This window comes from Mesorhizobium sp. USDA 4132, from assembly GCF_056279545.1.
Map to the genome: position 1 here is coordinate 248,220 of NZ_JBWCCP010000002.1, position 26,172 is coordinate 274,391.

The window sequence follows — 26,172 nt, forward strand, 5'->3', positions numbered from 1 at the left end:
AAGCAAGTTGAGCGACTTCGACAGCGCGCCGATCGAGATGCTCGAAATGCCGATGGCGTCCGGTGAGATCACTGAAGAGTATTTCAATCACGTCCGTAAGATAAACGACGTGTTTTATGACCAGATCAAAATATCCGATCAGAAGGCTGCCTATATTTTTACCTTCATGCTGGCATTTTTGATCTCTTCGAGCGAGGGGCGCGGCGTCTTCACCTTGGCGCGGTATACCGGGGGCACGTGGCTTGCGGTGGTTGTTTCCGCATTGCTCGCCATCGCGTCAGTTTCCTCAATTCTTTCAGCCATCCTCGTTGTGTTGCCTCGGCGGGTGGCGAAATCCACCTCGCTTTTTTGGGGGACATGGCCGCAGCACCGGGCAATATTCGAGCACGCGGCGCAGCGCAGCGACGTCGGTTATCTTTTCAAGGAATACCTGGACAATGCCGACGTGTTGTCCCTCATCGCCCGGCAGAAGTACCGATGTGTCTCCTATGCATTCCGCGGGATGCTCTTCACGGTAGTTTCATACGTCCTGCTTCTTCTGATCACCTGAAGGACGATGTCCAAGCCTGCCCCGAGCGCAAGCCCGATGGTTCCGGCCCCCGATTGCGGCCGCCACGATGAGGCCAGGCTTTGTGCCGCGCGGCAGTTCGCGCTCTTCAGGAAGAAGTCCCGTGTAGCGACTGGATTTCTCGCAGGCGCCAGGCGCGCGGTGTCTCCCCGGTCTGCTTCAGGAAAAAACGCGAGAAATAGGCGGGATCGGCAAAGCCGAGGCGATGACCGACTTCCTGTACGGATGCGAGCGAGAAGACGAGCTCGCGCTTCGACTCCTCGATCAGCTTGGCGGCGATCAGATCGTGCGCCGTACAGCCCGCCATCGACCGGACGATGCGGTTGAGATGGGTCAGCGAGATGCCGAGTTCGTCCGCGTAAAAGGATATCGGCTTATGCGAGCGGAAGTGCTGCCGGATCAGGCCGCCCAGCATCTCCATCCGCCGTTCGCCTTCGTTCGCCGGGAGCTGGTTGAGGTCGTCGGCGCGAGAGATGCGCGCCGTCAGCCTCAGCGCGAGCTTTACATAGGTAGCCAGAAGCTCATTGCGCCCGCTGTTGCGGTGGTCGAATTCCTCGCCAATTCGTTTCACTGTTTGCATCACGTAGGCAGCATCGGCGTTCGACGGGTCGAGCGGGGTGAGGTGCGGTGTGGCGAGCCATTCGCCGAAGCGGCTGCGCTCCCCCGGCGGATGGTCCAGATGAGAGCTCAGGATCGTGACGACCAACCCCTCGATATCGCGGGAGAACCGGAAGCCATGGTTGAGGGCAGGGGGAACAGTGACGATCGACGGCGGGCGGATGGCATGCGTCTCGGTGTCGAAGGTCGCGTCGCCCGATCCCGCCTCGATGTACAGTATCTGAAAGAATGACTCATGCCGATGCAGGCGGATTTCCCATTGGTGGCGGCTGCTTCTCGCCTTGATGGTTTCGCAATGCAGCCAGAAATCATGCCGCTTGCCCGGATCCTCTCCATATAGCTGGTAGGTCGGTATGTGCCTGTTCATCGGATGCCTCCGGTCGCAATGTTCGGTTTGTCCAATTTTTTGGCTTGAATGTCCATTGCCGCCAACGCGGAAGCCGAGCACAATTTACCAAAACAAAAACATTCGGGAGGAGACGCATGAGAACGCAGGTCGCCATTATCGGCTCTGGACCGTCGGGTCTCCTGCTCGGCCAGCTTCTGACGGAAGCGGGTGTCGACAACATCATCCTCGATCGTGTCGGCAAGGAGTACATCCTCGGCCGCGTCCGCGCCGGCGTGTTGGAGGAAGGCACGGTCGAGCTGATCGACCAGGCCGGGGCCGGTGCCCGGCTGCATGCCGAAGGTCTGCCGCACGAAGGTTTTTCGCTCGCCTTCGACGGGCGCGACCACCGGATCGATCTCCATGGGCTGACCGGCGGCAAGCGCGTCATGGTCTATGGCCAGACCGAAGTGACCCGCGACCTGATGGAACGTCGCGAGGCAGGCGGAGCCCAGACGATCTATGAAGCCGGCAATGTCACGCCCCATGATTTTGACACCCGCTTACCCTTCGTCACCTACGAAAAGGACGGCAGCACGCATCGCATCGACTGCGATTTCATCGCCGGCTGCGATGGTTCTCACGGCCCCAGCCGCAACGCCGTGCCGAAAAGCGCAATCCGCGTTTTCGAGAAGATCTATCCGTTCGGCTGGCTCGGCATCCTAGCGGAGGTCGCTCCGGTCAACCATGAACTGATCTATGCCAATCACCCACGCGGTTTCGCGCTCTGTTCGATGCGCTCTGCGACCCGCAGCCGTTATTATCTCCAGTGCGCGCTCGATGAGAAGATCGAGGACTGGAGCGACGACCGGTTCTGGGACGAGCTTCGCCGCCGCTTGCCGGTGCATCACGCCGAAGCGCTGATCACCGCGCCGTCCTTCGAGAAGTCGATCGCACCGCTGCGTTCGTTCGTTGCCGAGCCGATGCGGTTCGGCAACCTGTTCCTCGTCGGCGACGCAGCCCATATCGTGCCGCCGACAGGAGCCAAGGGGCTGAACCTTGCCGCAAGCGACGTGCATTACCTCTTCGACGGCCTGCGGGAGCATTATTTGGACCATTCCGATGCCGGCATCGACGCCTATTCCGAAAGAGCATTGGCCCGCGTCTGGAAGGCAGTGCGCTTCTCCTGGTGGATGACGACGATGATGCATCGTTTCCCCGATACGGGCGAATTCGATCAGAGGATCCAGGAAGCCGAGTTGGACTATCTGACGCATTCGCGGGCGGCCTCGACGGCCCTTGCAGAGAACTATGTGGGCCTGCCTTTTTAAGGACGCGCGCCCCACGAAATCGGCAATCAAGAGGCTTTGGTTTTTCGTGGCGGGCCTGCTTAAATTTTTTTCGGATTCCCTCTTGAATCGAAAATCGCTCAAAACCAGATCATTTTCGTCGGCAGCCTAAAAGGGGCCGATCGAACCGGAGGCGCAGGTTTCCGACGCGTCTCCATTCCATGTTGCTTTACGGAGGATATGGCTATGAGAAACGAACTTGATTTCGCACCACTCTACCGGTCCAGCATCGGCTTCGACCGCATCTTCAATCTCCTGAACAATGCGCAGCGCCTGCAGGCTATCGATACTTGGCCGCCCTACGACATCGTCAAAACCGGAGAAGACGACTATCGCATTCAGATGGCCGTCGCGGGTTTTGCCGAAGGCGACCTTGACATCACCCAGGAGCGCAACGTTCTTGTGGTAAAAGGGCAGAAAGCCGAGGAGAAGGACGGTGAATACCTGCACCGCGGCATTGCCGGACGGACATTCGAACGCCGCTTCGAGCTTGCCGACCATGTCAGGGTCGAGAACGCCTCGTTGACGAACGGCCTTCTCTCGATCGCGCTGAAGCGCGAAGTGCCCGAGGCCATGAAACCGCGCAGGATTGCGATCGGAGACAGTTCCTTTCAGCAGGCGCCTCTTCAGATCGAGGCCGAGCGCCAGGTGGCTTAAGGAGCACGTCTCGATGAAGTTTCTGACAAAGCCGTTCACGGTTCAGATCAAAAAACGTCGAGGCCTCAAGTCGAGGGATGCTCGAAAGAGCGTGTTCTCGAAGCTGCTGGACAAGGTCCGTTCCGAAACAGCGGCTCCGGCAGCACGATCCTGAAGCGACTTTTTCGACGCAGAAAAGGGGCCGGCATCTCAGGCCGGCCCTGCATCCGGCTTCGATCATCCTCGAACCCATCATGGATCAAGGATCATTCCGGCTCACATGCTCAGGCGCTTACCGCTTCCAGCGTCGAAAAGATGCAGCGCAGACGTGTTGCCTCGGACATGCATGACATCGCCCACACTCATCTCCTGGTCTCGAGGAAACTCTACCGCCAGCATCCTCGTGTGCCCAACCTCAATATAACCATAGGTCTGACTGCCGAGCTTCTCGGCCACCATCAATTCGCCGCTGAACCAGGCCTGTTCGGCCGGACATTGCATCAGGTCTTCCGGCCTTATCCCGAGGACGATGTCCTCGGCGCCATGGCCTGACAATTCAAGCCCGTCCAGCTTCACGGTTCTTCCAAGCACTTGAGCCTCGCCTCCCGATCTGGAGAGCTTGGCCGGGATGGTGTTCATGGTCGGACTGCCGATGAAGCGGGCGACGAACAGGCTCGACGGCTTGTGATAGAGGTCGAGCGGCTTGCCGACCTGCTCGACCACGCCTCCGTTCATCACCACGATGCGGTCCGCAAGCGTCATGGCCTCCACCTGGTCATGGGTCACGTAAACGGTGGTCGCCTTCATGCGGCGATGGAGCTTTGCAATTTCGAGGCGCATCTCCACGCGCAGGGCGGCGTCGAGGTTGGAAAGAGGCTCGTCGAAGAGAAATGCCGCGGGCTCGCGGACAATCGCGCGTCCCATCGCGACGCGCTGGCGTTGTCCGCCAGACAGTTGCGCAGGGCGCCGATCGAGGTAGTCCTGGATCTTCAGGATGTCCGCCGCCTGGTTGACGCGGTTGTCGATATCAGGCTGATCGCCGCCGCGCATCTTCAGGCCGAAAGACATGTTTTCCCGCACGCTCATATGGGGATAGAGCGCGTAGTCCTGAAACACCATGGCGATGTTACGCTCGGCCGGTGGTAGCAGGTTCACAGTCCGGCCTCCGATATCGAGTTCACCGCCGGAGATTTCCTCCAGTCCGGCAATCATGCGCAGCAGGGTCGATTTTCCGCAGCCGGAAGGGCCGACGAGGACCAGGAATTCGCCGCTTTCTATCTCGATATCGATGTCGTGGATGACCCGCAGAGCACCATAGGATTTCTGGATTTTCTTCAATGCAATGCCGGCCACGTTTTTCCTCCTCCACACGACTTTGGCGCTTGACGCCAATTATCGATATCAATATCAATAATGATAAGTTTAGAAATGCGCAACCGGCTGGATCGACTACATGGCGTATTTTTCGTCTCGACCGACATCGACCAAACCCCCCAAGGCAGGCGCCGCCTTCAACGCCTTGAAACGCGACATCATGCTTGGAACGCTGGCGCCGGGGACCGGGCTGACCGAACTGGAGTTGGCGGCGCATTTTCAGTGCAGCCAGGGAACGGTGCGTGAAGCGCTGCTTCAGCTCCAGGAGGAGGGACTTGTTCGTCGTCAGGGGCATCGGGGCACGCAGGTTTCGGAATGCACCGAGGACGAGGCGATCGAAATGTTCCGGCTGCGCCAGCAGATCGAAGGCAGCGGCATGGCGCGCGTGATGCGTGCGCCGAGCCGGACGCTGGTCAGGGAGCTCAATGGCCTTCTTGAGAAGATGCTTGTCGCGGCCGGAGCGGGAGACGAACTGGAACTCGCTTCGTTCGACCGCGACTTCCATCGCCGAATTTTCGAGGATGCCAATCTGCCGGCACTCGACCCGATCCTGCATCGCTGCCTGGTGCATAATCACCGCTTCAAGATTTCCCGCAGCCCGATGGCGCGGGATCTCGAGGCGACGGCGCTGCGCCATCGCAGCATCATCGACGCGATCGAGGACGGCGACGTAAGGCGCGCCACCGCCGCCATGCATCATCATATCGCGACCATCGTCGACTTCGGACCGGAAGTCTTCCCGGAGGTGATCCAGTGAGCAACGATGTCGAATTGTCGGGTGTCTTGTCGGACGAAATGGCGGCGCTCATGGAGCGGGTTCTCGCCGAACTGGGGCCATTACCGGATCCCACAATGCTGCCGCCTGCGGAAGGTCGGGCGCAATCGCTTGCCGCCAATGTCCGCTGCAACGTCAATCTGCCGGCGATGGAAAGTGTGACCGAGGTCATGGTGGCGGAAGACCCGGGCCTTGGTTCCGCGCGTTGTCGCCTCAAGGTGCTCGTGCCTCCCGGCGGCGGGGCAGGCGCCATCCTTTTCGTCCACGGCGGCGGTTTTGCCTTCTGTTCGCCCGAAACCCACGAACGTTGCGCCCGGGTCCTGGCACTCGAAAGCGGCTTGCCGGTGGTCATGCCTGATTATCGCCTGGCGCCGGAAAGCCCCTATCCGGCAGGCCTCAAGGACGTCGTTGCCAGCCTGCGCAACTTTTTCGAAGTGACGGCCGATGCTGGCGTCCGCCGCGGCCCGTTGCTGATTTCGGGCGACTCCGCGGGCGCGAACCTTGCTCTTGCGGCGATGCTGCATGAGCAAGCGGAAGGCCGCGCATTGCCGGATGCAGCGCTGCTCTTCTACGGCTGTTACGCACGGAGCTTCACGTCGCCGTCCTATGTCCGCTTCTCCGAAGGTCCCGCGCTGACGCGCGGAAAGATGCAGCGCTACTGGTCGTTCTATTCCGGCGAGTGCGCGATCGAGGAGGATCCGCTCGCCTGTCCTCTTGTGGCTTCCGATGCGGCCCTGGCCGCGCTGCCGCCGCTTTATCTGATGGCGGCCGCCGTGGATCCGCTGCTTTCCGACACATTGGGCCTGAGCCAGCGCCTCAAGGCTCTTGGCCGTGATGACGAGTTGCACATCGTGCCGGGCGTCATCCACGGTTTCCTGCAGAACACCAACGAACTTTCGGCCGCAAGGGAGGCTCTGGCGGCCGCGGGCAATGCAGCAAGGCGACTAACAAGACGTCCATGACGTAAACAATCAGGAGGAGGAGACTATGAAATTTCTGAAGACACTCGCGCTCGGGGCCGCTCTTGCGGCTTCGGCCGCTTTCAGCGAGGCCAAGGCGGAAACCGTCCGCTTCTGGTACCATTTCGACAATCCGGCGAACCCGATGTCGGATCTGGTCAAGAAATTCGAGACAGCCAATCCCGGCATCAAGATCGAAGCCGAGAACGTGCCGTGGAACAGCTACTACGACAACCTCTACACCGCGCTGGTCGGTGGCAACGCGCCTGACGCGGCCATGGTGAAGCTCTTCGCCCAGCCGCGGCTCGCCGAAATGGGCGCGCTGGAACCGATCGGCAAGCAGATCGACAGCTGGAAAGGCAAAGCAGACCTTCTGGATAACCTGCTCGAGCTGAACAAGGGTCCTGACGGCAAGCAATATTATCTGCCGATCCAATATGTCGTCCTCTATCTCTACTATCGAACCGACCTCTTCCAGGCAGCTGGCCTGCAGCCGCCGAAGACCTGTGAAGAATTCCGCAACGCGGCCATCAAGCTGACCAATGCGCCGCAGACCTATGGTTTCGGCTTGCGCGGCGGCAAGGGCGGCTGGGACCAGTGGGGTGCGTTCGTGCTCTCCCAGGGCGCCGAGCTGAAGCCGGGCGGCTTGACCAAGCCGGAGGCGATCGCCGCAAACCAGTGGCTGGTGGATCTCTTCCAGAAGGACAAGGTCATTCCGCCGTCCGCACCGAATGACGGTTTCCAGGAAATCGTCGCTGCCTTCAAGTCCGGCAAGACGGCGATGACCATCCACCATATCGGTTCGTCCAAGGATCTCGTCGCCGCACTCGGCGACAAGGTCTCGGCCGTGCCGGTTCCGAAATGTGGCAATGGCCAGTGGACTTCCTACGGCGACGAGTCGCTCGCGATCTTCTCTTCGTCCTCGGTGAAGGATGCGGCCTGGAAGTGGATTTCCTTCCTCGCAGAGGGCCAGAACAACGTTGCCTTCAACAGCGCGACGGGTCAGTTGACGGTCACGAAGAGTGGTTCCGCCGACTGGAAACTCCATGAACGCCGTTTCGTCGAAGCGACGGTCCAGTCCTTGCCATTCGCAAAGGTGCTGCCGCAGACCTCGGCGGTTTCGGAATTCGTCAACACGGCCTGGCAGACGAACATGCAGCAGGCGCTGACCGGTCAGATCACGGCGAAGAAAATGATGGAACAGCTGCAGACGCTGTTTGCTCAGTAAAATCTCCGGTCCCGGCAGTGATGTGCCGGGACCTCCTTCTCCGCCGCGGTCCACAGGCAGGATAAGCATGTCCCTATCGATCTCTTCCCCCACGCAGCGCCGCACAACGTCGATATGGCGTTCCGAGCGGCTGCTTCCCTACCTGCTGCTTGCCCCCGCCGTCGTGGTCACCGTCGTCATCGTCTTCATGCCGATGGTGCAGGCGGTGTTCACCAGCTTCTACGATCTCATCCTGTTTCGGCCGAACGCCAGCAGGTTCGTCGGTTTCGGAAACTACGTAAAACTGTTCAACGATCCGGTCTTCTGGACGGCGCTCTGGAACACGATCATCTGGATCGGGCTGACCGTGCCGCTGCAGATGGGGTTGGGGCTTGTCGCAGCGCTGCTTCTCAACCGCGAATTTCCCTGGCGCGGTCTTGCGCGCGCCCTCATCATCATTCCCTGGGCATTGCCGAGCGTTGTGATCGCGCTGATGTGGCGCTGGATCTATGACCCGAATACCGGCGTGCTCAACGACATCCTCATCTATCTTTCGATCGTTCGCTCGGCCGTGCCGTGGCTGGCCGATCCGAGTGTCGCGATCTACGCGATCATCGCGACGCTGACCTGGCAGGGTTTTCCTTTCTTCGCGGTGATGATCCTTGCCGGCCTGCAGGGCATTCCACGCAGCCAGTATGAGGCGGCCTCGATCGACGGCGCTTCTACATGGCGGCAATTCGTGCATATCACCTTGCCGGGGATCGCGCCGGTGCTGGCAACGGCCGGGCTGCTCCGGGTGATCTGGGTCGCCAATTCCATGGATGTCATCTTCGTCATGACCGGCGGCGGTCCGGGTTATGCAACGCACACGCTGCCGCTCTACGCCTTCGTCAAGGCGCGCCAGAATCTCGATTTCGGATACGGCACGTCGATCGCCGTCACCTTCACCATTCTTCTGGGCGCGTTCGTGGCCCTCTATCTCGCTCGCACCATGCGCGAGGTGGAACGATGAGACAGCAGAGCACGCTTCGCCGGATCCTCACAACGGACCTGCCCGTCCTGGTGATCGTCCTCTTTGCCATGGCGCCGTTCGCCTGGATGATCCTGACGTCGCTGACGCCGACCGCCGCGCTTTCTGCGACCGGTGTATCGCTCTCGCCGCGTGGCTGGAGCCTCGACAACTATGTGCGGCTGGTCGAGCAGACGTCCTTCCTCAAGAACATGCTCGACAGCCTGATCATCGCCGGCGGCACGGTCGTCGTCGGACTGATCGTCTCGGTTACGGCCGCCTATGCCTTCTCGCGGTTCCGCTTCCCGGGCCGCAAGCTGTTGATGCTGCAGTTCCTGCTGATCAACATGTTCCCGATCGTGCTGCTCATCCTGCCGCTCTTCGTGCTGATGCGGCGCTTCAACATTCTCGACACCCATTTCGGCTTGATCCTTGCCAATGCGACGGTGGCGATCCCCTTCGCGGTGTGGATGCTGACGAGCTATATCGGCGCCATCCCGAAGAGCCTCGACGAAGCAGCCATGACGGATGGGTGCTCGCGGCTGACGGCGCTGCGCAAGATAGTCCTGCCGCTGACCATGCCGGGCATCATCTCCACCGGCATCTACATCTTCATCACCGCCTGGAACGAATATCTCTACGCCCTGACGCTGGGCGGGCGAAACGTACGGCCGGTCACGGTGGCGATCCAGACGTTGATCGGCGAGTACCAGATCGAATGGGGCCTGCTGGCGGCCGGCGCCGTCGTCGGCGCCATGCCTGCAACCATCCTGTTCCTTCTCGTTCAGCGCCGCCTCGTCGGCGGCCTGACCCAGGGTGCGGTGAAAGGGTGAGAAATGGCCGGCGCTGAAAGAGTTCTGCCCTCATTCCTGTGCTCGTCACAGAGATGAGGGAAGCAAACATTCGCCAGAAAGAACAACAGAACTATCGAGGAATTTGAAAAGGAAATGACAATGAACCCCATCGGGTTGATTTCCATGCAATATGCGAGGCCTTTTACGGCCGAGCATTTCCCGCTGTTTGAGAAGATGCGTGAGCACGGTTTTGATTTTGTGGAGCTTCTGGTTCCGGAGGTCGGCGAACTCGACATCGGGAAAACAAAAAGGGCGCTCGACGATGCCGGCCTCGGCGTGGTGCTCGCCGCCCGCGTCAATCTGCAGCGCAATCTCGCATCGGCGGATGCCGAGGCCCATCGCGCCGGTATTGACTACCTGAAATACACGGTCGATTGCGCCGCCGGCCTGGGTGCGAAGATCGTCGGAGGCCCGCTGACCGGAAATCCGCTGGTTTTCGCCGGACGCCCCCCTCAGCCGGTCGACGAAACCGAAAGGCTGGCCCGGAAGGAACGCTGCGTCAGGGGTCTGAAGGAGGCTGGCGATTATGCGGGCAAGGCCGGCGTGCTGTTGGCCGTCGAACCGCTGAACCGTTTCGAAAGCGATGTGCTCTGCACAACGCAGCAAGCGATGGAATTGCTGGACGCGGTCGATAACCCGGCCGTCAAACTGATGCTCGATACCTTCCACATGCACATGGAAGAAAGCTCGATCGCCGAGGCGATCCTCCTTGCAGGTGACCGTCTCGTGCATTTCCAGGCCAATGAGAACCACCGCGGCTTCCCGGGAACGGGAATGACCAACTGGGTCGAAGTCTGCCGCGCCCTTCACGAGGTCGGTTACAAGGGACCGGTATCGCTCGAGCCGTTCCGGCGCAGTGACGACCGTTTCGGCGTGCCGTTTGCCCAGTGGCGCCCGCCGCACGAGGACGAAAGCAATCGCCTCGCAGCCTCCAGCGCATTCATGAAATCCCATCTCCTGCTTACGGAATATCGTCGATGACTTTGAAAATCGGTTGGATCGGTTGTGGTATCCACGCAACCCAGATGCTGCTTCCCCAGCTCGTGCGCCATGATGTCGAGCTCGTGGCGATGTGCGATATCGACGGCAAGCGTCTGAAGGATGCCGGCCGGCAATTCGGCGTCGCCAATCTGACGACAGATGCCCAGACGCTGCTTTCGACACCCGGAATCGATGCGGTCGGAATGGCCGTCGGGCCGGATCAGCACCTCGCTTTCGGCAAGGCGGCGCTCGAACGGGGCCTGTCGGTTTTCATGGAAAAACCGCCATCGGGTTCCGCCGCCGGTGCGCGGGAGCTTCTGGCCGCCTCGGAAAAGGCAAAGAAGCCGCTGCTCGTCGGGTTCATGAAGCGATATTCGATCGGCAACCGCATGGCGGCGAACATCGTGAAATCCGGACGCTTCGGGGACGTGCTGGGCCTGACCGGCTACTACATGACAGCCCCCGGCTATTTCGTCGGCAACGTCGATTACACCGGCTTCTTCCTGCACCACTGCGTCCACTACATGGACCTTGTGTCCTTCCTGGTTTCACCGGTTCGTTCGATCTCCACCCGCAAGGTCGAAAAGACCCCGGGACGCCTGCTTTTCCATGTGGCTTTCGAATTCGAATGCGGCGCGATCGGCAATATCGCCATGGGTACAGTCCAGTCGCGGGGCACGCCGGTCGAGCGGATCGAGCTGATGGGCGACCATCAGCGCATCGAGGTGGATGACGTGATCGAGATCCGCTGGCACCGCAACCCGCCCTTCAAGATCGACGACCTCGGCGCGACGCTGAAGGAGGATTGCGATACGCTGACCTGGAAGCCGAACTTTACCGCGGCCGCCAACGAGGACCCGAAAGGATATCACGCATTGCTGGCCGACGTCGTCCCGGCCCTGGGGGGAGCTTCGACGCCCGCTCCGACGATCGCCGAAGGCGTCATCGCCATGGAGCGGCTGGAAACGATGCGGCGCGAACTGGCACTTTGATCCGACGCGGCCGGCACGACGAGAATTTCCCCGCCCGACGGTTTGGGATCTGTGAAAGATTTCGGCGAAACCTCTACCGATGCCGCTTGTGCTGCCGGTGAAGGATAGCGTTGCCTGTCGTCTGCATGTGGTCGTCTCCTTAAATTGGACGCCCGGCTTTCAATCGAGGATCGCCGGGCGAAGCGTCGTTTCGCACCATTGGCGGAAGCTCGTGGGTGTGGTGTTGTCAGCACTTCGCGCGACGCCGAGGTCGAGGCCGCGGTTCTTCGCGTCTGCCATGTCTGTCATTCCCTGGGCCATTGCTTCGGAATACCCGAACTGCAAGAACTGGGCTTTATAGGCGTCGAGCGGAATCTGCTGGAACCGTATCGGCCTGCCGAGCACATCGGACATGATGTCCGCCATGTCATTGAAGGAGATGTTCTCTCGACCGAGGACCGCGACTTCTTCTTGACCTGTCCAGGTCTCGTCGAGCAGCAGTCGCGTTGCGACGGTCGCGATGTCGCGGGTAGCGCAGCTCGGCAATTTCAGGTCGCCGTCGATCGGCGAAAAGAACGCTCCTTGGGCCTTAATCACCGCAGCCTGCATGAGGGTGTTGTCCATGAACGACGGCATGGTCAGCGCCCTAAAATTCACACCAGTGGCAGCGATCAGGTCGTCCATCGCAAGCGAGGCCGTGACATAGCCGGCCTGGTTGGCGAGCGGGGTCGTTCGACCGAGCGCACTGACGCTGACGACGCGTTTGACGCCGCAGGCCTTCAACGCTTCGGCAGCCGGCTTACTAAAATCGACATAGGCGGCCGTGACGCTGTCTGCCTTCGAGTCGGCAGGCACCAGCCAAAAGACTGCGTCGGCGCCCTCGAATGCCTGGTTCACGACATTGGCATCGGCATGGGAACCCGAAACGATCTCAACCCGGTTGCGAATGGCATCGGATAGCCTGGATGGATCGCGGACGATGACGCGTACGGCGGCGCCGTTCTCAAGCAGATTCTCAACGAGCTGATGGCCGATATCGCCCGTAGGGGTCGTGACTACAATCATGGCAGGCTCCTTATGTCCTCGTGGGGTCGACATCGTTCCTGGTCCGGGACCAACGCCGTAGCTCGCCGAAACAAATAAGGCGTTGCTCGCAGACGATCCATGCTCCATGGTCTTGATTATCGTCGCGATCGTCCGGAAAACGTATGGATCCCCTGTCCGAGCTTCTCACCCTGCTAAAACCCAGCAGCACCATTTCGTCCGGCTTCGATGCCGGCGGGGATTGGTCGGTCTGGTTCGGCGACCAGCAACGCCAGATCAAATGTTATGTGATCCAGTCGGGCGGGTGCTGGTTGGCCGTGGATGGCGTCCGCGATCCGGTACGCCTCGAGCAGGGTGACTGCTTTGTGCTTCCGCGCGGATTGCCGTTCCGGCTTGCAAGCGACCTCAATCTGCCCTCGATCGATGCCTCCACGATCTTTCCGCCAGCCCGTGCCGGCGGAATGGTGACCATCAACGGAGGGGGTGGGTTTTCCCTGACGGGATCCCGCTTTGCGGTCGGTGGTCATCATGCCGAACTGCTGCTGGAAATGTTGCCGCCCATCGTGCACCTCAGCCAGGAAGCGGAGCGGGACGCCTTGCGCTGGTCGATCGAACGCATGATGCAGGAAGTTCGTTTAAACCAGCCTGGCGGCTACCTCATGGCGCAACATCTTGCGCATATGATGCTGCTCCAGGCGCTTCGCATGCATCTCGCAAACGGTCATCAAGGCACGGGATGGTTCTTTGCCTTGTCGGACAAGCGTTTGAGCAGCGCAATTCGGGCCATTCACGCCGATCCTGCAAGACATTGGACGCTGACGGAGCTTGGCGAGACAGCTGGCATGTCACGCTCGGTATTTGCGGAACGCTTCAGGGCAACTGTCGGCGAGACACCGATCGACTATCTGTCGCGATGGCGCATGCTTCTTGCCTGCGACCGGCTCGAAAAGGGAAATGATCCCATCTCCGTTGTCGCGCCGGCGCTCGGCTATCAGTCCGAGAGCGCCTTCAGCAAGGCATTCAAGCGAGTGGTCGGGTGCTCGCCGCGACAATATCGCGGACAGGTGGACACCTCTCCTGAAACACAGCTCGCACCCTGATCCGGATAGACAGCGTCTTTCGCTACGGCGGAGACGTCGTCGGCTCGGAGTGCACGGTGCTACAAAAAACTTGCGTCGAACAATTCGTGGGAATAGCTCGCGTGGGTCACGCCCGCCTGCAGATCCGCCTTGGTGAGTTCGTCGACGAACACGCCATTCTGCATGACGAGGACCCGATCGCACATATGGGAGATGACGGAGAGATCGTGACTGACGAGAATGAACGTCAGATTGCGCTCCTCCCGCTGGTCCGCCAGAAGATTGAGTACCTCCGCCTGGATCGAGACATCGAGCGCCGAAGTCGGCTCGTCGAGAAGCAGGATCGGCGGTGACAGGATCAGCGCCCGTGCAATCGCTACGCGCTGACGCTGGCCGCCGGAGAGTTCATGCGGGAAACGGCTGGCGAAATGCACCGGCAGGCCGACCTGTTGCAGTGCCTCCGCGACCCTTGTCCAACCGTCGCCAGCGCCCATCGACCTGATCGGTTCGGCGAGTGCGGTGCCGATGCGGTGGCGCGGATGCAGCGAGCCGTAGGGGTCCTGAAACACCATCTGGGCAAGCTTCAGCTCGTCGCGTGTCCGCACCTTGCCGACCGGTTTGCCGTCAAACGATATCGATCCCGTCCATGCGCCCTCGAGGCCGGCAAGCGAGCGCAGCACCGTCGATTTGCCGCAACCGGATTCACCGACGATGCCGAGCGCTTCGCCGCGGCTCACGGCGAAACTGACACCGCGAACGACATGATTGCTTTTATCCTTGGAGCCATAGACGACATCGAGGTTTTCGACCTTGATCATGGATTGGTCTCCACTTCGATCGATTTGCGATCGAGGACTTTCAGGCGTCTGACGGGATGTTTGGGATCAGGCATCGCAGCGATCAGGCCCCGGGTGTAGGGATGCGCTGCATCTTCGAGCTTGCTCAGCGTTTCGACGACGCGGCCAGAATACATGACCAGAATGCGCTCGCAAAAAGCAGCCACCATACGGATGTCGTGGCTGATGAGGATCAGGCCGGAATTGTTCTCCCGCACCAGTTCATCGAGCAGCGTCAGAACGTCCTTGCGTACGCTGACGTCGAGCGCAGAAGTCGGTTCATCGGCGATCACGAGCTTGGGGCGCGCCAGAAGCATCATTGCGATCATCACGCGCTGGCCCATGCCGCCGGATATCTGGTGCGGGTAAAGAGACAGGACACGATCGGGATCGTTGATGCGCACCCTCGCCAGCATGTCGCGGGCGTGCGCAACGGCAGCCTTGCCACCGACGCCAAGATGCAGCTTTGCAGCCTCGGCAACCTGTTTTCCGATGGTCAGGACAGGGTTCAACGAATAACGCGGATCCTGCATGATCAGGGCGATGTCCTTGCCGCGAAGAGCGCCCATCTGCCGTTCGGTCTTTTCCAGCAACGGGCTGCCGAGGAAATCCATTCGCTCGGCGGTCACGCCGGCGCGCTGCGGCAAGAGCCGCATGATAGCGCGGCCGGTGGTCGATTTGCCCGAACCGGATTCACCAACGATGCCGATGCGCTCCCGCCCTACGTCAAAGCTGACATTGGAGACCGCCGGAATGGAGTTTCGGCCGAAGCGGACGTTCAGGCCGCGAACGGACAGGACAGGCATTTCCTCAAGATCTGGCATGGCGCGGGTCCAATAGATCGCGAAGCGTGTCTCCGGCGATGTTGAAGGCAAGGCTGGTCAACAGAATGGCGACGCCGGGCATCACCGCGACCCACCAATAATCGAGCATGAATTTTCGCCCGCTGGAAATCATCGCACCCCATTCCGGCAGCGGCGGCTGCGCGCCGAGACCGAGGAAGCCGAGGGACGCGGCCGTCAGGATGATGCCTGCCATGTTGAGCGTCAGCCGCACGATCACCGAGGGGATACACATCGGGGCGATGTAGAGAAACAGGATGCGCAATGGCGAAGCGCCATAAAGCCTTGCGGCCGCCACGTAATCCGCATTGCGCACGACGAGTGCTTCCGCGCGTGCAAGTCGAGCGATCGGCGGCCAGGCCGTCAGCGAAATGGCAACGATCGCGGTTCCCAAGCCTGCCCCGAGAGCCGCGGCGAAGGCAAGCGCCAGGATCAGTGACGGAAACGACAGGACTATATCCGTGGCCCGCATCAGAATGGCATCGGTGCGTCCGCCGAAAAAGCCCGCGACGACGCCGATGACGAGGCCGATCGGGCCGACAATCACCGAAACGGAGAGGACGGTCTGGATGGTGATGCGCGTGCCGTAGACGAGACGGCTGAAGATATCACGTCCGAATTCGTCCGTGCCGGCGAGATGCGCGAGGCTCGGAGGCTGAAGCGCGTCGCCCAATGTCTGGGCCGCGGAATCGTAAGGTGCGATCCACGGCGCAAAGATTGCGACCACGACCAGAATGGCGAGGATGATGAAGCCCACCATGCCAAGTGGTTCGTCGGCGAGTTTGTGCAGAATGCGAGAGGTCGAGTTCCATATCCGGGTGCCGATTGCCGGCGGCTGAATGATGGCGTCGTCCTGAACGATATTGCTCATCGTGCGGCCTCCCGGGTGCGCGGATCAAGAAGCGCGTAGGCGATGTCTGCAATGAAATTCAGGAGCATGAAGATGAAACCAACAATGATCGTCGCCGCGAGAATTGCGTTCATGTCGCCGATCATGAGCGCATTGGTCATGTACTGACCGATGCCGGGCCATGAAAACACGATCTCGGTGACCACGGCGCCTTCCAGCAGGTTGCCGTAAGAGATCGCGAGGACCGTGATCAATTGAACCGCGATATTGGGCAGGACGTGGCTGATGACGGTGCGGACCGGGCCGACGCCCTTGGCGCGCGCGGCGATGACATAGTCCTGGTTGAGCTGCTCCAGCGTGAATGCCCGGGTCATGCGCGTGATATAGGCCATGGCCATATAGGCAAGGATGCAGGCCGGTAGGATGATATGCGACAGGGCGTTCCAGAATATGTCCGTCTCGCCTTCGAGCAGGCTATCGACGAGCATCAGTCCCGTAGTCGGTTCGATCAAGCCTTCATAGAAGACATCGACGCGACCGGGGCCGCCGACCAGATTGAGGCCAGCATAGAAGATAACCAACCCCACGATACCGAACCAGAAGACCGGGATCGAATGCCCGACCAGCGCAAAGACACGGGCAAACTTGTCGATCGCGCTATCCCTGAAAAGACCGGCGGCCAGGCCGAGAGGAACGCCGATCAGCGTGGAAATCAACACCGCGAGTGTTGCAAGTTCCAGCGTCGCCGGGAATGCCTGCGACAGGTCCTTGGTGACTGCGTTACCGGTCAGGATGGCTGTGCCCATATCGCCGTGCAGCAGTCCCCAGACATAGACGAAGAATTGCTGGTAGAGCGGCAAATCGAGGCCAAGCCTGACGCGCATGGCCTCGTAGGCTTTCGGATCGGCGAGTTCGCCGACAATGGCCCCGACCGGATCGGTCGGCATGACGCGACCGATCACGAAGGTGACGCACAACAGGATGAACAGGCTGACGATCAGATGGATAAGTCGTCGTCCCAGCTCGGCTAACGAAAGTTCCTTCATGATCGGCTGCCTGATCTGACGCTAAGTTACTTATCGGTCTTCGTGACGCCTTCGAGACGTGTCGTCTGGCTCGGATGCCCGACATAACCCTGCACACGGCTCGTCAGAACGATCGGCTCATATCGTTCGAAGAGCGGCAGAACAGCAGGCTTCTGGGCAACGAACATTTCCTGCATCTGAACGTAAAGGGCGCCGCGCTTCTTCGCATCCGGTTCCAGCGCAGCCTTGGCGGTGATGGCCGTCAGTTCGGGAATGTCCCAGCCGGAGCGCCATACGAAGTTGCCGGCATTGTTGGCCTTCAGCGAATTATCCGGGTTGCTCGAGAATTGCTCCATCGCGCCCAGGACGTTCGGCATATAGGCACCCGTCTGCGGGATCAGCAGATCGAAATCGCGCGCCCGGTGTGCGGCGATGATATCCGCACCATTACCCTGCATGATATTGACCTTGACGCCGATCTGGCCGAGCGACGCCTGGATCGCGGTCGCAAGATCGATGCGCGGCGTCTGGGCAATCGTCTTCAGGTTCACCGTGAAGCCGTCTTTGTATCCGGCTTCGGCCAACAGCGCCTTTGCCTTTGCCACGTCCAGCTTCCAATCCGGGCTCGGAATGGCAAATTCGAAGTTTTCCGGAACGGGAACCGTGCGTGCCCGGCCGTACGGCCCCATGATGGCCTTTTCCATGCCCTTGTAGTCGATGCCGTAGGCAATCGCTTCGCGGACCTTGGGGTTGGAAAGCGGCTCCTTGCTGGCGTTCATCGACAGGACGTAAAAGCCCCCTGTTGGGACGCGCTGGATTTCATAACCCTGCTTGCCGGTGAAGGTTGCAAGGTCGGTCGCGGTCAGCGCACTTGCGATGTCGATATCGCCACGCTCGAGCATCAGCCGCTCGACCTGGCTCTCAGGCACATGGCGCACGATGACGCGGCGCATCTTGGGCGGCCCTGCGACGTAATTCTTGTTCGCATCGAGGATGACGATCTCGTTCGGCGTCCACTTGTTCAGCGTGAAAGGGCCCGAGCCTGCCGAATTGGTGCGCAACCATGCATTACCCCAGTCGTCGTTGACGACGTGGCTCTTCAGTTCCTTGCTGTCGACAACGCTCGCGATGACCATTGCCAGGCGATAGAGCAGGAGCTCGGAGGTGACCTCGCCGGAAAGGTCAATGCGGACGGTCTTCTCGTCCGGCGCCGTTACCAGCTTTTCGACATTGCCGCCGTTGTAGCCGACGCGCTTGAGATTGGCGGCGGCGGCCTGGTCGAGTTTCAGGAGGCGGGTAATCGAGTAGACCACGTCCGCGGAGGTGACCGGGTTGCCCGAGGCGAATTCCGCCTTGCGCAGATGGAACGTGATGCCCTTGTCGTCGATCTCCCATTTTTCGGCGAGCTGCGGGGAAATCTTTCCCGAACCGTCGGTGGAAACCAGGCGATCGTAGAGGTTTGCCATGATCTCGTTGGCTTTGGCTTCCGTCGCCTGATGCGGATCCAGCGAGAGAACCTGGGCAAGCGAAGTCGCAATAACAAGCTGATTGGCCGGCGTCTCGGCAAAAGCTGCTGGCGTGCCGAACGACATGACAGCGAAAGCGGCGCCGACGAGCAATCGAGTGCAAAGATATTTCATTGTAACTCCTCCCAGAGCTGACCAAGGGCATCGCCGCTTGTTTTAAGCGTTGTATGATGACTTAGCGGACTTTATGGGGGATGGCAAGCATTGCCGAAATAGCCCATCAGGCTGACTTCCGGACCTTCGGCGAGCCTCCCCGAAGATCTTCAGGGCAAGCTATCCAAGGATAACCGTTTGATAATGCGCGTTATCACGCGATCTCTGGCGAAAAGCCTGAAAGACTATCTGCCGGTGGCGGGAAGTGGCCCCGTAATATGTCCGTCCGCCCGTCTGAACGCCGGACCGCACGAAGATGCTCGACAGTCGATAAAAATCATAATAGGTCGTATGATATGTGAGAGGCTCGGGAGGACGTTAAAATGTATGTTGGCACACAAGTTGGCGCGAGAGATGATGACGACTACCGTGTTTTCGCTCAATTGGGGTTGAAACACATCTGCGCAGACCCGCCCGGCGCGCCTTCGAGCTGGAAGCTGGAAGATCTCGAGCGTCATCGCGACAAGATCGAAAGCTTCGGGCTGATCCTCGACATGATCCAGCTTCCGCTTCCCTCGCAGCCCATCGAGAAGGCGTCCTATCCGGATATCCTCCTCAAGGGCCCTGATCGCGACCGGCAGATCGACGCCGTGTGCAGGTTGATCGAGGAAACGGCGAAGGCCGGAATCCCGTCGGTGAAATACAATCTCAACCTGATCGGCATCCCACGTACCCAGATGGAATCAGGGCGAGGCGGGTCGCTCAACGAAGCATTTCGATGGGACAAGGCCGACCAGCAGGCCGAGCCAGGCCTGGCGGGCGTGCTGTCCGAGGACGAAAACTGGGAGCGGATCGACTATTTTCTGGAACGCGTGGTGCCCGTTGCAGAGAGCAACAAGGTGCGGCTTGCCTGCCATCCGCATGATCCTTACACCCCGCCCGGTTACAAGGGCGTTACTCGTGTGCTCGGCACTGTCGAGGGTTTGAAAAAGTTCGTGCTGATGCGCGAGAGCCCCTATCACGGTCTCAATTTTTGCCAGGGCTCGATCGGCGAAATGCTCGACAATCCCGGGCAGGAAATCGACGATATCATTCGTTGGTTCGGGACACGCGGCAAGATCTTCAATGTCCACTTCCGTAACATCGCGGGCGGAAAGCTCTCCTTCATGGAGACCTTTCCGGACGAGGGCGACATGGACATGGTGCGCTCTCTCAAAGTTTATAAAGAGGTCGGCTATCGCTACATGATCATGCCGGATCACGTTCCCACGATAAGCGGCCGCGACCCCACGGGCGTAGCCTTTGCTTTTTGCTACGGTTATATTGTGGCCTTGCTCGAGGCGATGAAATAGCGACTTCGACGGCCACTCATGTGGCACGTCGTTGATCGAAGCTGCCGAGCTCAGCGGTTCTTCGGGCTCAGCCCGTCTTGCAACAGAGCTCGGACTTCCATGCCGGCAATCTAACCGGCTCCGTATGGAGCCGGACGGGACTGAGACGAATGCCCACTTGGGCGGCAGACTGGAATAACTGGCAGCCATTGCCAGGTTTAAGTGTGCAAAAGATGCTGCCTGAGCAGACGTTCGCCGGCCAGGCTGCTATTTCCAGCTTGTATAATCGCTTGCGACGCAGCCAAACGGCGCTCGATCATGGCCGAACCGTTTCTTCAGCTGGCCGCATCCCCATTCGTTCAACGGCGCCGGCATCAGGTTGTTGATGTCCATCCCCGGGCTTTGAAACTGCGTGCTCGAACTGGTCACATACCAAAGCCAGAAACCGAACACGCCGACCACGATCACCAGCAGCGTGCCGAAAAACATTTGCAGCCGCTTCCCGACTGAAATGGTGTTTTTTGCCTCGTCGAGCAACACCGATCTGCTCTGGCCGCCGTTAAACTGCGCGAATGGGGCAAGCGCAGCGTCACGCTCGTCTCCGGTCAGCCCGATACGCTGCAGACGATCATCCAGAAGTACCGGCAAGGCGGTATTACCGTGCCTGACGGCCAGCCCAACGGCCTTTCCATTCGCTTCGCCGACGATCAGCGGCTCTTCGCCGTCCCTCATCCGCGTGTAGACCGAGCGCCCCGTCTTATCGCCGGCGAGCTTGTCATTGTAGGTGATATTGAGGAGGTTTCGCTTCCGGTCGAAAGCGGTGATTTCGACCGGCACAGGCTTTAGGAGCGCTGGCCGTCGCAGCTGACGTTTGACATGCCAGATCCGCAGAGCCAGAAACAGCATTCCCAGGCTCATGCCGCCGACCAGCGCGGTGAACAGGCCAAGGGTGATGATCCGATTCCAGAGCTTGTCCAGGCCAAGGCTCATGGTCGCCAGTTCCGGGTGATCGATGGAGATCACAAGATCCGTCTCGTAGTCTCCCATATGAAAGTCTACGAACATGATCTCCACATCAGAGCTGTAGTTTCGTCCGTTGTAGCTGTAGACGAGCCGCGCCTCGCAATCGGTGAAGATGGCCCTGCGGGTCGTGCATCGCCCGTTTTGCACATCCCCATCGTCCATCACCAAGGGGTTCCGGCTGATCTGGAAATCGCGCAGGACCCCCGGCGCTTGCCAGAGGACCAGGAAAACAGCCAGTGCGAGAATGATGGGGGCCAACCAGAAGTAAGCTCCAGGTGTCGAGATAACGTTGCGGGCGATTGAGAGCGGGCGGTTCGGCAAAATGAGAGCGGGCATAATGGCGGCTTTCAACTATGTCGTTCGACGGTTGATCGGACTGATCTCTAGTGTCGCATCGGTGAAGCAATCTGCTTGTTATAGTGCCTCTTCAAAAATCCCGCCTTGGTTAGGACAATTCGTCGATTCGCGGAATAGATGTTTTCCCGCTTATTCGCCTATAGGTAGCCGCCGCCCGTCGGCACCACGAAGACCGACAACACGATTGTGGATGAAGGGATGCCGATCTTGCAAAGCTGGTGGTCATTGGAACGCCGGCTTGCCGTTGCTTTCGCACCGACCGGCCGGGCGGCCGAAGGCACTCGAATCGGAATTTGATTCGACGACCTCGTTATCGGCGTCAGTCAAGAATGTGCGGCTACGCGGCGGCAATGTCTCGCGCGCCGATGCCGGCGATCCGTTGCAGGTCTTCGATTGCGCCGGGACCGGCTGCAAGAACCGGAGCGCCCTTGGTCAGCCGTTCGCCCTCGACCGGAAACGGCAGGTGCCAGCCGCCCGCTTCCTTGACGATGCAGTAGCCGCCGAGGCAGTCCCAGGCGTGCATGTAGGGCTCGTAATAACCGACGAGACGACCAGCGGCGACATAGGCGAGCATCAGCGCGCCGGAGCCGAGCCGCACAAAGTTGCCGCCGGCGTCAAGCAGGTCGGAGACGATCTTGGCAACCGAAGCGGGGGTGACGTGATGGTTGGCGCCGATCCCTGTCAGCGCGTTGCGGACGGTCTTTTTCGGATCGAGCGACAGCGGCTTGCCATTGAGCGTGGCGCCCTGTCCGGTAGAGGCAGAATAGAGTTCGTTGTGACAGGGCACGTAGATCACGCCCACCACCGGCACCTTGTCGTGAACCACGGCGATCGAGACGCACCAGTTCGGCATGCCGCTGACGAAGGGGCTTGTGCCGTCGATCGGATCGACTACCCAGGTATAGCCGGAGCTTCCCCCGACCAGACCATATTCCTCCCCCAGAAATCCGTCTTCGGCGAAGTTTTGGGAAACGCGATCGCGAATGAGGTTCTCGACTTCCCGGTCGGCGATCGAGACGACATCCTGGGGATCGCCCTTGGTTTCGATGACCAGGGTCTCGCGCTTGCTGAAATAGTCGAAGGCGACCTTGCCGGCCGCCAATGCGATCTCTTCGGCCAACGCGTGTCGGTCCCTGATTTCCCGTTCATGTATATTCATGACAATATCCTTGTCGTCATTCCGCGATGATGGCGATCCCCCGGTTCTTCAAGCCGATCGCGACTTGAGTCCCGGGGGCAAGGGGACGGTCGACCGACGGGTCGACGATGAACAACGTCCCGCCGCTCGTTTCCGCCTCGTATTCGATATGATCACCGAGATAGGCCGCATGGCTGATCCGCCCGGAAAAGGCAGCGCTCTCGGCCGGCTCCAGGGTGATCGCGCTCGGTCGCACGGCGAGCTTGCCGCGACCTGTCTTTGCGCCGCGCGCCGGCACGACATGCCGCAAGCCCTCGATGCTGACCGTCGCGTGCGCGCCCGAAATGTCGATGATCTCGCACGGCAGGACATTCGCCTCGCCAATGAAGTCGGCGATGAAGGTCGAAGCCGGTGCTTCGTAAAGTTCGCGCGGGCTGCCGGCCTGGGCAATTTCTCCGTCTTTCATGACGATGATCTTGTCGGAGACGGCCAGCGCCTCGTCCTGATCGTGGGTCACGTAGACGGCGGTGAACTGCAGCCGCTGCTGCAGCTCGCGGATTTCCGTGCGGACGCGCCGGCGAAGGCGAGCGTCGAGATTGGACAGCGGCTCGTCGAGCAATAACACCTGCGGTTCGAGCACCAGCGCGCGGGCAACGGCGACGCGCTGTTGCTGGCCGCCGGAGAGCTCGGCCGGGAGGCGGCGACCCATGCCGGCAAGGCCGACGAGCTCGAGCCCGTGCTCGGCCTTCTGGCGTGCTTCCTTCTTGTTCAACCCGGAGGATTCCAGCCCGTAGGCGACGTTGTCGAGCGAGGTCATATGCGGAAACAGGGCATAGGACTGGAAGACCATGGAGACGTCGCGCTCGTTGGCCGGCAACATGGTCACGTCCTTGCCGCCGATCAGGATGCGACCGGAGGTCGGATGTTCGAGGCCCGCCAGCATGCGCAACGTCGTCGTCTTGCCGCAACCGGAAGGTCCGAGCAACGTCACCAGCGTGCCGGGCTCGACGGTCAGCGACAGGTCGTGGATGGCGGTAAAAGCGCCGAAGGTCTTGCGGACATTTTGAAAGACGACCGAACCAGGACTTTGCATCATGCGGCTTTCTCCTCGGAAAAGGCGGGGATTGTTTGGCTGGCAATGCCGGCGACGCGGTTTTCGCGCCTCAGCCGCCGTTCGCCGACGATCAGCTGGAAGCCGGCGATGACGCCGATCATCACCACGATCAGCATCGAGGAATAGGCGATCGCCACACCATATTCGCCGTTCTCGACCAGGCCGACGATATAGGACGTCGCCATGTTGTATTGGGCGCTGACGAGGAAGACGACGGCGCTGATCGAGGTGATGGCGCGCACGAAAGAATAAACCAGTGCCGCGGTGATAGCCGGCCGCAAGAGCGGCAGGATGACCTTGCGAATGGTACGAAAGCTGTTGGCGCCCAACGTCATCGAGGCCTCGTCCAGGCTCTTGTCCAGCTGGCTCATGGCAGCGATGCCGCCGCGCACGCCGACCGGCATGTTGCGGAACACGAAGCAGGCCACGAGAACCAGCGCCGTGCCGGTCATTTCGAGCGGCGGCAGGTTGAACGCCATGATGTAGCTGATGCCGATAACCGTGCCGGGAATGGCAAAACTCATCATCAGCGCGAATTCGAACAATTCACGGCCGGCGAATTTCTGCCGGACGATGACGTAGGCAGTCGCAAGTCCCACGGCGGCGGTGAGCGGAGCCGAGATGAGAGCGATTTCCATCGTCGTCCAGAACGAATTCCAGGCGACGCCCGTCCAGGCAATCGATCCGTCGCGCATGGTGACGGAGAAGGCCTTGGTGTAGTGGGCGAGCGTCAGCGTGTTGTCGAGACCCCAGGTCTTCACGAAGCCGCCGAAGATGATCATGCCGTAGACGACCAGCGTGAAGATCATCCACGGAATGACGATCGCATGGACGCCGATGGAAAGGCCGCGGGGTAGCGCAATGTGCGAGCCGCTATCGCCCTTGCCGGTGACGGTCGCGAAATTCTTGCCGGAAAGCCAGACACGTTGGGCAAGGAAAGCCGACAGCGTGAAGCAGAGCAGGATCATGGCAAGCACGGCGGCGCGGGACGGATCGTTCTGCGAGCCGACGACAGCGAAAAAGATTTCGGTCGAAAGCACGCCGTGGCTGCCGCCGAGGACCAGCGGGTTGCCGAAATCGGCCATGCTTTCGATGAAACCGATCAGGAATGCATTGGCGAGGCCCGGCTTCATCAGCGGCAGCGAGACCCGCCAGAAGGTGCGCCAGCGGTTGGCACGCAAGGTCTGCGAGGCTTCCTCCATCGACGGGCTGACACCCTCGACGACGCCAATCAGCACCAGGAAGGAGATCGGCGTGAAGGAGAGGACCTGGGCGATCCAGATGCCGGTAAGCCCATAGAGCCAGCGGCTCGGTTCGACGCCGAGGAGCGACGAAAGCTCCTGAGTGACCACGCCGGCGCGCCCGAAGAGCAGGGTGAGTGCGAGGCCGATCACGAAGGGCGGCGTGATGATCGGCAATACGGTCAGGAGCCGCAAGCCTTTCTTGAACGGAAAGCGGGTACGCGTCGCAACCAGCGCAAAGGCGAGCCCGAGGGTGGTCGAGCCGGCCGCGGTCAGGATCGCCAGAAACAGCGTACGCCAGGCAATCCCGCAGCGTGCCCCGCCAATCAGGCAATCGAGGCTCCAGATCGACGAGTCCGCGATATTGCGGCTGAAGCCGTCGAAGTTCGCCGAACCGTTGAAATCCTGGAAAGCGCCGATGAACATGCTGCCGATCGGGTAGAAGACGAAGACGGCGACGAGGAAGACAAGCATGGAAATGGTCGAAACGACGAATGCATCGCCACGCATGGCGCCGCGTTCCGCAAGGCCGAAGGAGAAGATCAGCACGAAGGAAATCGAAGCAAGAACCGCACCGGCGCCCATTGAGGACTGGCCACCCACAATCTGGCCGAACAACGTTTCGCTTATGGTCCAGGTCCATCCGGTGGCGCCGATCGCAAGGCCCTGCAAGGAGAGAAACAGCACGCCGAATCCGCCGGCCCAGGCGAGAATTGCGCCGCGCCCCATGGGATCGGCAACGAAACGTGCGACGAGCGCCACGGCGAGGGCGAAAAGCACGGCCAGCAACCACCAGCGGCCGTAGATGGTCATCTGCAGAATGCCCGGCGCGACCGCATCCGTGCGGGGAAAGTCAGGCAGCCACGAGAAGGAAAAGAACCCCTTCTCGATCCGGTACCATGGCAGGACAATCGTGGCCGCGATGGCAATGGCCAGCACGATGTCCAGTCTGCGGTTGCGATTGTCCATGGCCGACAGTGACCTTGCTTAACAGGAGAACAGGTCCGCCGCACCGGGACGAGCCCTGGCGCGGCGGAACGATTGACG

At 60.5% G+C, this 26,172-nt stretch carries 24 protein-coding genes; 12 read left to right on the plus strand and 12 right to left on the minus strand.

The window, feature by feature from the left end:
* Positions 1–7: 7 nt before the first annotated feature.
* Positions 8–550 carry a Pycsar system effector family protein gene (locus ACZ9IU_RS23945; protein ID WP_040125582.1) on the plus strand — a complete coding sequence of 181 codons (543 nt, stop codon included), beginning with the start codon at positions 8–10 and terminating at the stop codon, positions 548–550.
* A gap of 106 nt (positions 551–656) precedes the next feature.
* Here the strand turns inward: ACZ9IU_RS23945 and ACZ9IU_RS23950 are convergent, their stop codons facing one another.
* Complete coding sequence (locus tag ACZ9IU_RS23950) at positions 657–1,553, minus strand: helix-turn-helix domain-containing protein (RefSeq protein ID WP_040125581.1); 897 nt, start codon at positions 1,551–1,553, stop codon at positions 657–659.
* A 116-nt stretch (positions 1,554–1,669) separates the two neighbouring features.
* Between ACZ9IU_RS23950 and pobA the strand changes: the two genes are divergently transcribed.
* Positions 1,670–2,842, plus strand: coding sequence for a 4-hydroxybenzoate 3-monooxygenase (gene pobA / locus ACZ9IU_RS23955; protein ID WP_040125580.1), 1,173 nt, complete (start codon positions 1,670–1,672; stop codon positions 2,840–2,842).
* A 204-nt stretch (positions 2,843–3,046) separates the two neighbouring features.
* Positions 3,047–3,517: an Hsp20 family protein gene (locus tag ACZ9IU_RS23960; protein WP_040125579.1), complete on the plus strand. Its 471-nt coding sequence runs from the start codon at positions 3,047–3,049 to the stop codon at positions 3,515–3,517.
* A gap of 255 nt (positions 3,518–3,772) precedes the next feature.
* Here ACZ9IU_RS23960 and ACZ9IU_RS23965 read toward each other — a convergent pair whose 3' ends face one another.
* Positions 3,773–4,849 (minus strand): ABC transporter ATP-binding protein, encoded by a 1,077-nt coding sequence (locus ACZ9IU_RS23965; protein ID WP_040125578.1) that lies wholly within the window; start codon positions 4,847–4,849, stop codon positions 3,773–3,775.
* A gap of 100 nt (positions 4,850–4,949) precedes the next feature.
* Between ACZ9IU_RS23965 and ACZ9IU_RS23970 the strand changes: the two genes are divergently transcribed.
* The 7 genes from ACZ9IU_RS23970 (at position 4,950) to ACZ9IU_RS24000 (ending at position 11,647) form a co-directional block, all read left to right on the plus strand.
* Positions 4,950–5,627: a GntR family transcriptional regulator gene (locus ACZ9IU_RS23970; protein ID WP_040125577.1), complete on the plus strand. Its 678-nt coding sequence runs from the start codon at positions 4,950–4,952 to the stop codon at positions 5,625–5,627.
* A complete protein-coding gene (locus ACZ9IU_RS23975) occupies positions 5,624–6,607 on the plus strand; it encodes an alpha/beta hydrolase (protein WP_051900660.1) in 984 nt (327 codons plus the stop codon). Before ACZ9IU_RS23970 ends, ACZ9IU_RS23975 begins: the two co-directional genes overlap by 4 nt.
* A gap of 25 nt (positions 6,608–6,632) precedes the next feature.
* Positions 6,633–7,832, plus strand: coding sequence for an ABC transporter substrate-binding protein (locus ACZ9IU_RS23980; RefSeq protein WP_040125576.1), 1,200 nt, complete (start codon positions 6,633–6,635; stop codon positions 7,830–7,832).
* A gap of 67 nt (positions 7,833–7,899) precedes the next feature.
* A complete protein-coding gene (locus tag ACZ9IU_RS23985; protein WP_051900658.1) occupies positions 7,900–8,823 on the plus strand; it encodes a carbohydrate ABC transporter permease in 924 nt (307 codons plus the stop codon).
* Positions 8,820–9,653 carry a carbohydrate ABC transporter permease gene (locus ACZ9IU_RS23990; protein WP_040125575.1) on the plus strand — a complete coding sequence of 278 codons (834 nt, stop codon included), beginning with the start codon at positions 8,820–8,822 and terminating at the stop codon, positions 9,651–9,653. The genes ACZ9IU_RS23985 and ACZ9IU_RS23990 overlap by 4 nt, the downstream gene beginning before the upstream one ends.
* Positions 9,654–9,773: 120 nt before the next feature.
* Complete coding sequence (locus tag ACZ9IU_RS23995; RefSeq protein ID WP_040125574.1) at positions 9,774–10,655, plus strand: sugar phosphate isomerase/epimerase family protein; 882 nt, start codon at positions 9,774–9,776, stop codon at positions 10,653–10,655.
* Positions 10,652–11,647, plus strand: a complete 996-nt coding sequence (locus ACZ9IU_RS24000) for a Gfo/Idh/MocA family protein (RefSeq protein WP_040125573.1) — start codon at positions 10,652–10,654, stop codon at positions 11,645–11,647. Before ACZ9IU_RS23995 ends, ACZ9IU_RS24000 begins: the two co-directional genes overlap by 4 nt.
* 159 nt (positions 11,648–11,806) lie before the next feature.
* Here ACZ9IU_RS24000 and ACZ9IU_RS24005 read toward each other — a convergent pair whose 3' ends face one another.
* Entirely contained in the window at positions 11,807–12,691 is an 885-nt protein-coding gene (locus ACZ9IU_RS24005; RefSeq protein WP_040125572.1) for an NmrA family NAD(P)-binding protein, read from the minus strand.
* A 143-nt stretch (positions 12,692–12,834) separates the two neighbouring features.
* Here ACZ9IU_RS24005 and ACZ9IU_RS24010 point away from each other — a divergent pair, with 143 nt between their 5' ends.
* Positions 12,835–13,770 (plus strand): AraC family transcriptional regulator, encoded by a 936-nt coding sequence (locus ACZ9IU_RS24010; protein WP_040125571.1) that lies wholly within the window; start codon positions 12,835–12,837, stop codon positions 13,768–13,770.
* Positions 13,771–13,829: 59 nt separating this feature from the next.
* Here the strand turns inward: ACZ9IU_RS24010 and ACZ9IU_RS24015 are convergent, their stop codons facing one another.
* From ACZ9IU_RS24015 to ACZ9IU_RS24035, 5 genes are read right to left on the minus strand one after another with little or no spacing between them, the layout of a single operon-like run.
* Positions 13,830–14,567: an ABC transporter ATP-binding protein gene (locus ACZ9IU_RS24015; RefSeq protein ID WP_040125570.1), complete on the minus strand. Its 738-nt coding sequence runs from the start codon at positions 14,565–14,567 to the stop codon at positions 13,830–13,832.
* Positions 14,564–15,409: an ABC transporter ATP-binding protein gene (locus ACZ9IU_RS24020; RefSeq protein WP_040125569.1), complete on the minus strand. Its 846-nt coding sequence runs from the start codon at positions 15,407–15,409 to the stop codon at positions 14,564–14,566. The genes ACZ9IU_RS24015 and ACZ9IU_RS24020 overlap by 4 nt, the downstream gene beginning before the upstream one ends.
* Entirely contained in the window at positions 15,396–16,298 is a 903-nt protein-coding gene (locus ACZ9IU_RS24025) for an ABC transporter permease (protein WP_040125568.1), read from the minus strand. Before ACZ9IU_RS24025 ends, ACZ9IU_RS24020 begins: the two co-directional genes overlap by 14 nt.
* A complete protein-coding gene (locus ACZ9IU_RS24030) occupies positions 16,295–17,323 on the minus strand; it encodes an ABC transporter permease (RefSeq protein ID WP_040125567.1) in 1,029 nt (342 codons plus the stop codon). The genes ACZ9IU_RS24025 and ACZ9IU_RS24030 overlap by 4 nt, the downstream gene beginning before the upstream one ends.
* Positions 17,324–17,349: 26 nt before the next feature.
* Positions 17,350–18,894, minus strand: coding sequence for an ABC transporter substrate-binding protein (locus ACZ9IU_RS24035; RefSeq protein ID WP_437179079.1), 1,545 nt, complete (start codon positions 18,892–18,894; stop codon positions 17,350–17,352).
* A gap of 410 nt (positions 18,895–19,304) precedes the next feature.
* On the opposite strand from ACZ9IU_RS24035, the gene ACZ9IU_RS24040 reads away from it, so the two are divergent.
* A complete protein-coding gene (locus ACZ9IU_RS24040; protein WP_040125565.1) occupies positions 19,305–20,273 on the plus strand; it encodes a mannonate dehydratase in 969 nt (322 codons plus the stop codon).
* Positions 20,274–20,519: 246 nt separating this feature from the next.
* On the opposite strand, the gene ACZ9IU_RS24045 is transcribed toward ACZ9IU_RS24040, so the two are convergent.
* The 4 genes from ACZ9IU_RS24045 to ACZ9IU_RS24060 form a co-directional block, all read right to left on the minus strand.
* Positions 20,520–21,611 carry a hypothetical protein gene (locus ACZ9IU_RS24045; RefSeq protein WP_040125564.1) on the minus strand — a complete coding sequence of 364 codons (1,092 nt, stop codon included), beginning with the start codon at positions 21,609–21,611 and terminating at the stop codon, positions 20,520–20,522.
* Positions 21,612–21,969: 358 nt separating this feature from the next.
* Positions 21,970–22,791, minus strand: a complete 822-nt coding sequence (locus ACZ9IU_RS24050; protein WP_040125563.1) for an inositol monophosphatase family protein — start codon at positions 22,789–22,791, stop codon at positions 21,970–21,972.
* 16 nt (positions 22,792–22,807) lie between these two features.
* Positions 22,808–23,866 (minus strand): ABC transporter ATP-binding protein, encoded by a 1,059-nt coding sequence (locus tag ACZ9IU_RS24055; RefSeq protein ID WP_040125562.1) that lies wholly within the window; start codon positions 23,864–23,866, stop codon positions 22,808–22,810.
* On the minus strand, positions 23,863–26,094 hold the full coding sequence (locus tag ACZ9IU_RS24060) for an ABC transporter permease (protein ID WP_040125561.1): 2,232 nt from the start codon (positions 26,092–26,094) through the stop codon (positions 23,863–23,865). Before ACZ9IU_RS24060 ends, ACZ9IU_RS24055 begins: the two co-directional genes overlap by 4 nt.
* Positions 26,095–26,172: the final 78 nt, after the last annotated feature.

What these genes read in the sequence shown, in the direction of transcription:
- ACZ9IU_RS24000 (WP_040125573.1), top strand. Translation starts at nt 10,652, where the DNA reads ATGACTTTGAAAATCGGTTGGATCGGTTGTGGTATCCACGCAACCCAG.
- ACZ9IU_RS24055 (WP_040125562.1), bottom strand. Translation starts at nt 23,866, where the DNA reads ATGATGCAAAGTCCTGGTTCGGTCGTCTTTCAAAATGTCCGCAAGACC.
- ACZ9IU_RS23980 (WP_040125576.1), top strand. Translation starts at nt 6,633, where the DNA reads ATGAAATTTCTGAAGACACTCGCGCTCGGGGCCGCTCTTGCGGCTTCG.
- ACZ9IU_RS24045 (WP_040125564.1), bottom strand. Translation starts at nt 21,611, where the DNA reads ATGCCCGCTCTCATTTTGCCGAACCGCCCGCTCTCAATCGCCCGCAAC.
- ACZ9IU_RS24040 (WP_040125565.1), top strand. Translation starts at nt 19,305, where the DNA reads ATGTATGTTGGCACACAAGTTGGCGCGAGAGATGATGACGACTACCGT.
- ACZ9IU_RS24020 (WP_040125569.1), bottom strand. Translation starts at nt 15,409, where the DNA reads ATGCCAGATCTTGAGGAAATGCCTGTCCTGTCCGTTCGCGGCCTGAAC.
- ACZ9IU_RS24060 (WP_040125561.1), bottom strand. Translation starts at nt 26,094, where the DNA reads ATGGACAATCGCAACCGCAGACTGGACATCGTGCTGGCCATTGCCATC.
- ACZ9IU_RS24025 (WP_040125568.1), bottom strand. Translation starts at nt 16,298, where the DNA reads ATGAGCAATATCGTTCAGGACGACGCCATCATTCAGCCGCCGGCAATC.
- pobA (WP_040125580.1), top strand. Translation starts at nt 1,670, where the DNA reads ATGAGAACGCAGGTCGCCATTATCGGCTCTGGACCGTCGGGTCTCCTG.
- ACZ9IU_RS23970 (WP_040125577.1), top strand. Translation starts at nt 4,950, where the DNA reads ATGGCGTATTTTTCGTCTCGACCGACATCGACCAAACCCCCCAAGGCA.
- ACZ9IU_RS23985 (WP_051900658.1), top strand. Translation starts at nt 7,900, where the DNA reads ATGTCCCTATCGATCTCTTCCCCCACGCAGCGCCGCACAACGTCGATA.
- ACZ9IU_RS23960 (WP_040125579.1), top strand. Translation starts at nt 3,047, where the DNA reads ATGAGAAACGAACTTGATTTCGCACCACTCTACCGGTCCAGCATCGGC.
- ACZ9IU_RS24015 (WP_040125570.1), bottom strand. Translation starts at nt 14,567, where the DNA reads ATGATCAAGGTCGAAAACCTCGATGTCGTCTATGGCTCCAAGGATAAA.
- ACZ9IU_RS23950 (WP_040125581.1), bottom strand. Translation starts at nt 1,553, where the DNA reads ATGAACAGGCACATACCGACCTACCAGCTATATGGAGAGGATCCGGGC.
- ACZ9IU_RS24035 (WP_437179079.1), bottom strand. Translation starts at nt 18,894, where the DNA reads ATGTCGTTCGGCACGCCAGCAGCTTTTGCCGAGACGCCGGCCAATCAG.
- ACZ9IU_RS23995 (WP_040125574.1), top strand. Translation starts at nt 9,774, where the DNA reads ATGAACCCCATCGGGTTGATTTCCATGCAATATGCGAGGCCTTTTACG.
- ACZ9IU_RS24010 (WP_040125571.1), top strand. Translation starts at nt 12,835, where the DNA reads ATGGATCCCCTGTCCGAGCTTCTCACCCTGCTAAAACCCAGCAGCACC.
- ACZ9IU_RS23990 (WP_040125575.1), top strand. Translation starts at nt 8,820, where the DNA reads ATGAGACAGCAGAGCACGCTTCGCCGGATCCTCACAACGGACCTGCCC.
- ACZ9IU_RS24050 (WP_040125563.1), bottom strand. Translation starts at nt 22,791, where the DNA reads ATGAATATACATGAACGGGAAATCAGGGACCGACACGCGTTGGCCGAA.
- ACZ9IU_RS24030 (WP_040125567.1), bottom strand. Translation starts at nt 17,323, where the DNA reads ATGAAGGAACTTTCGTTAGCCGAGCTGGGACGACGACTTATCCATCTG.
- ACZ9IU_RS24005 (WP_040125572.1), bottom strand. Translation starts at nt 12,691, where the DNA reads ATGATTGTAGTCACGACCCCTACGGGCGATATCGGCCATCAGCTCGTT.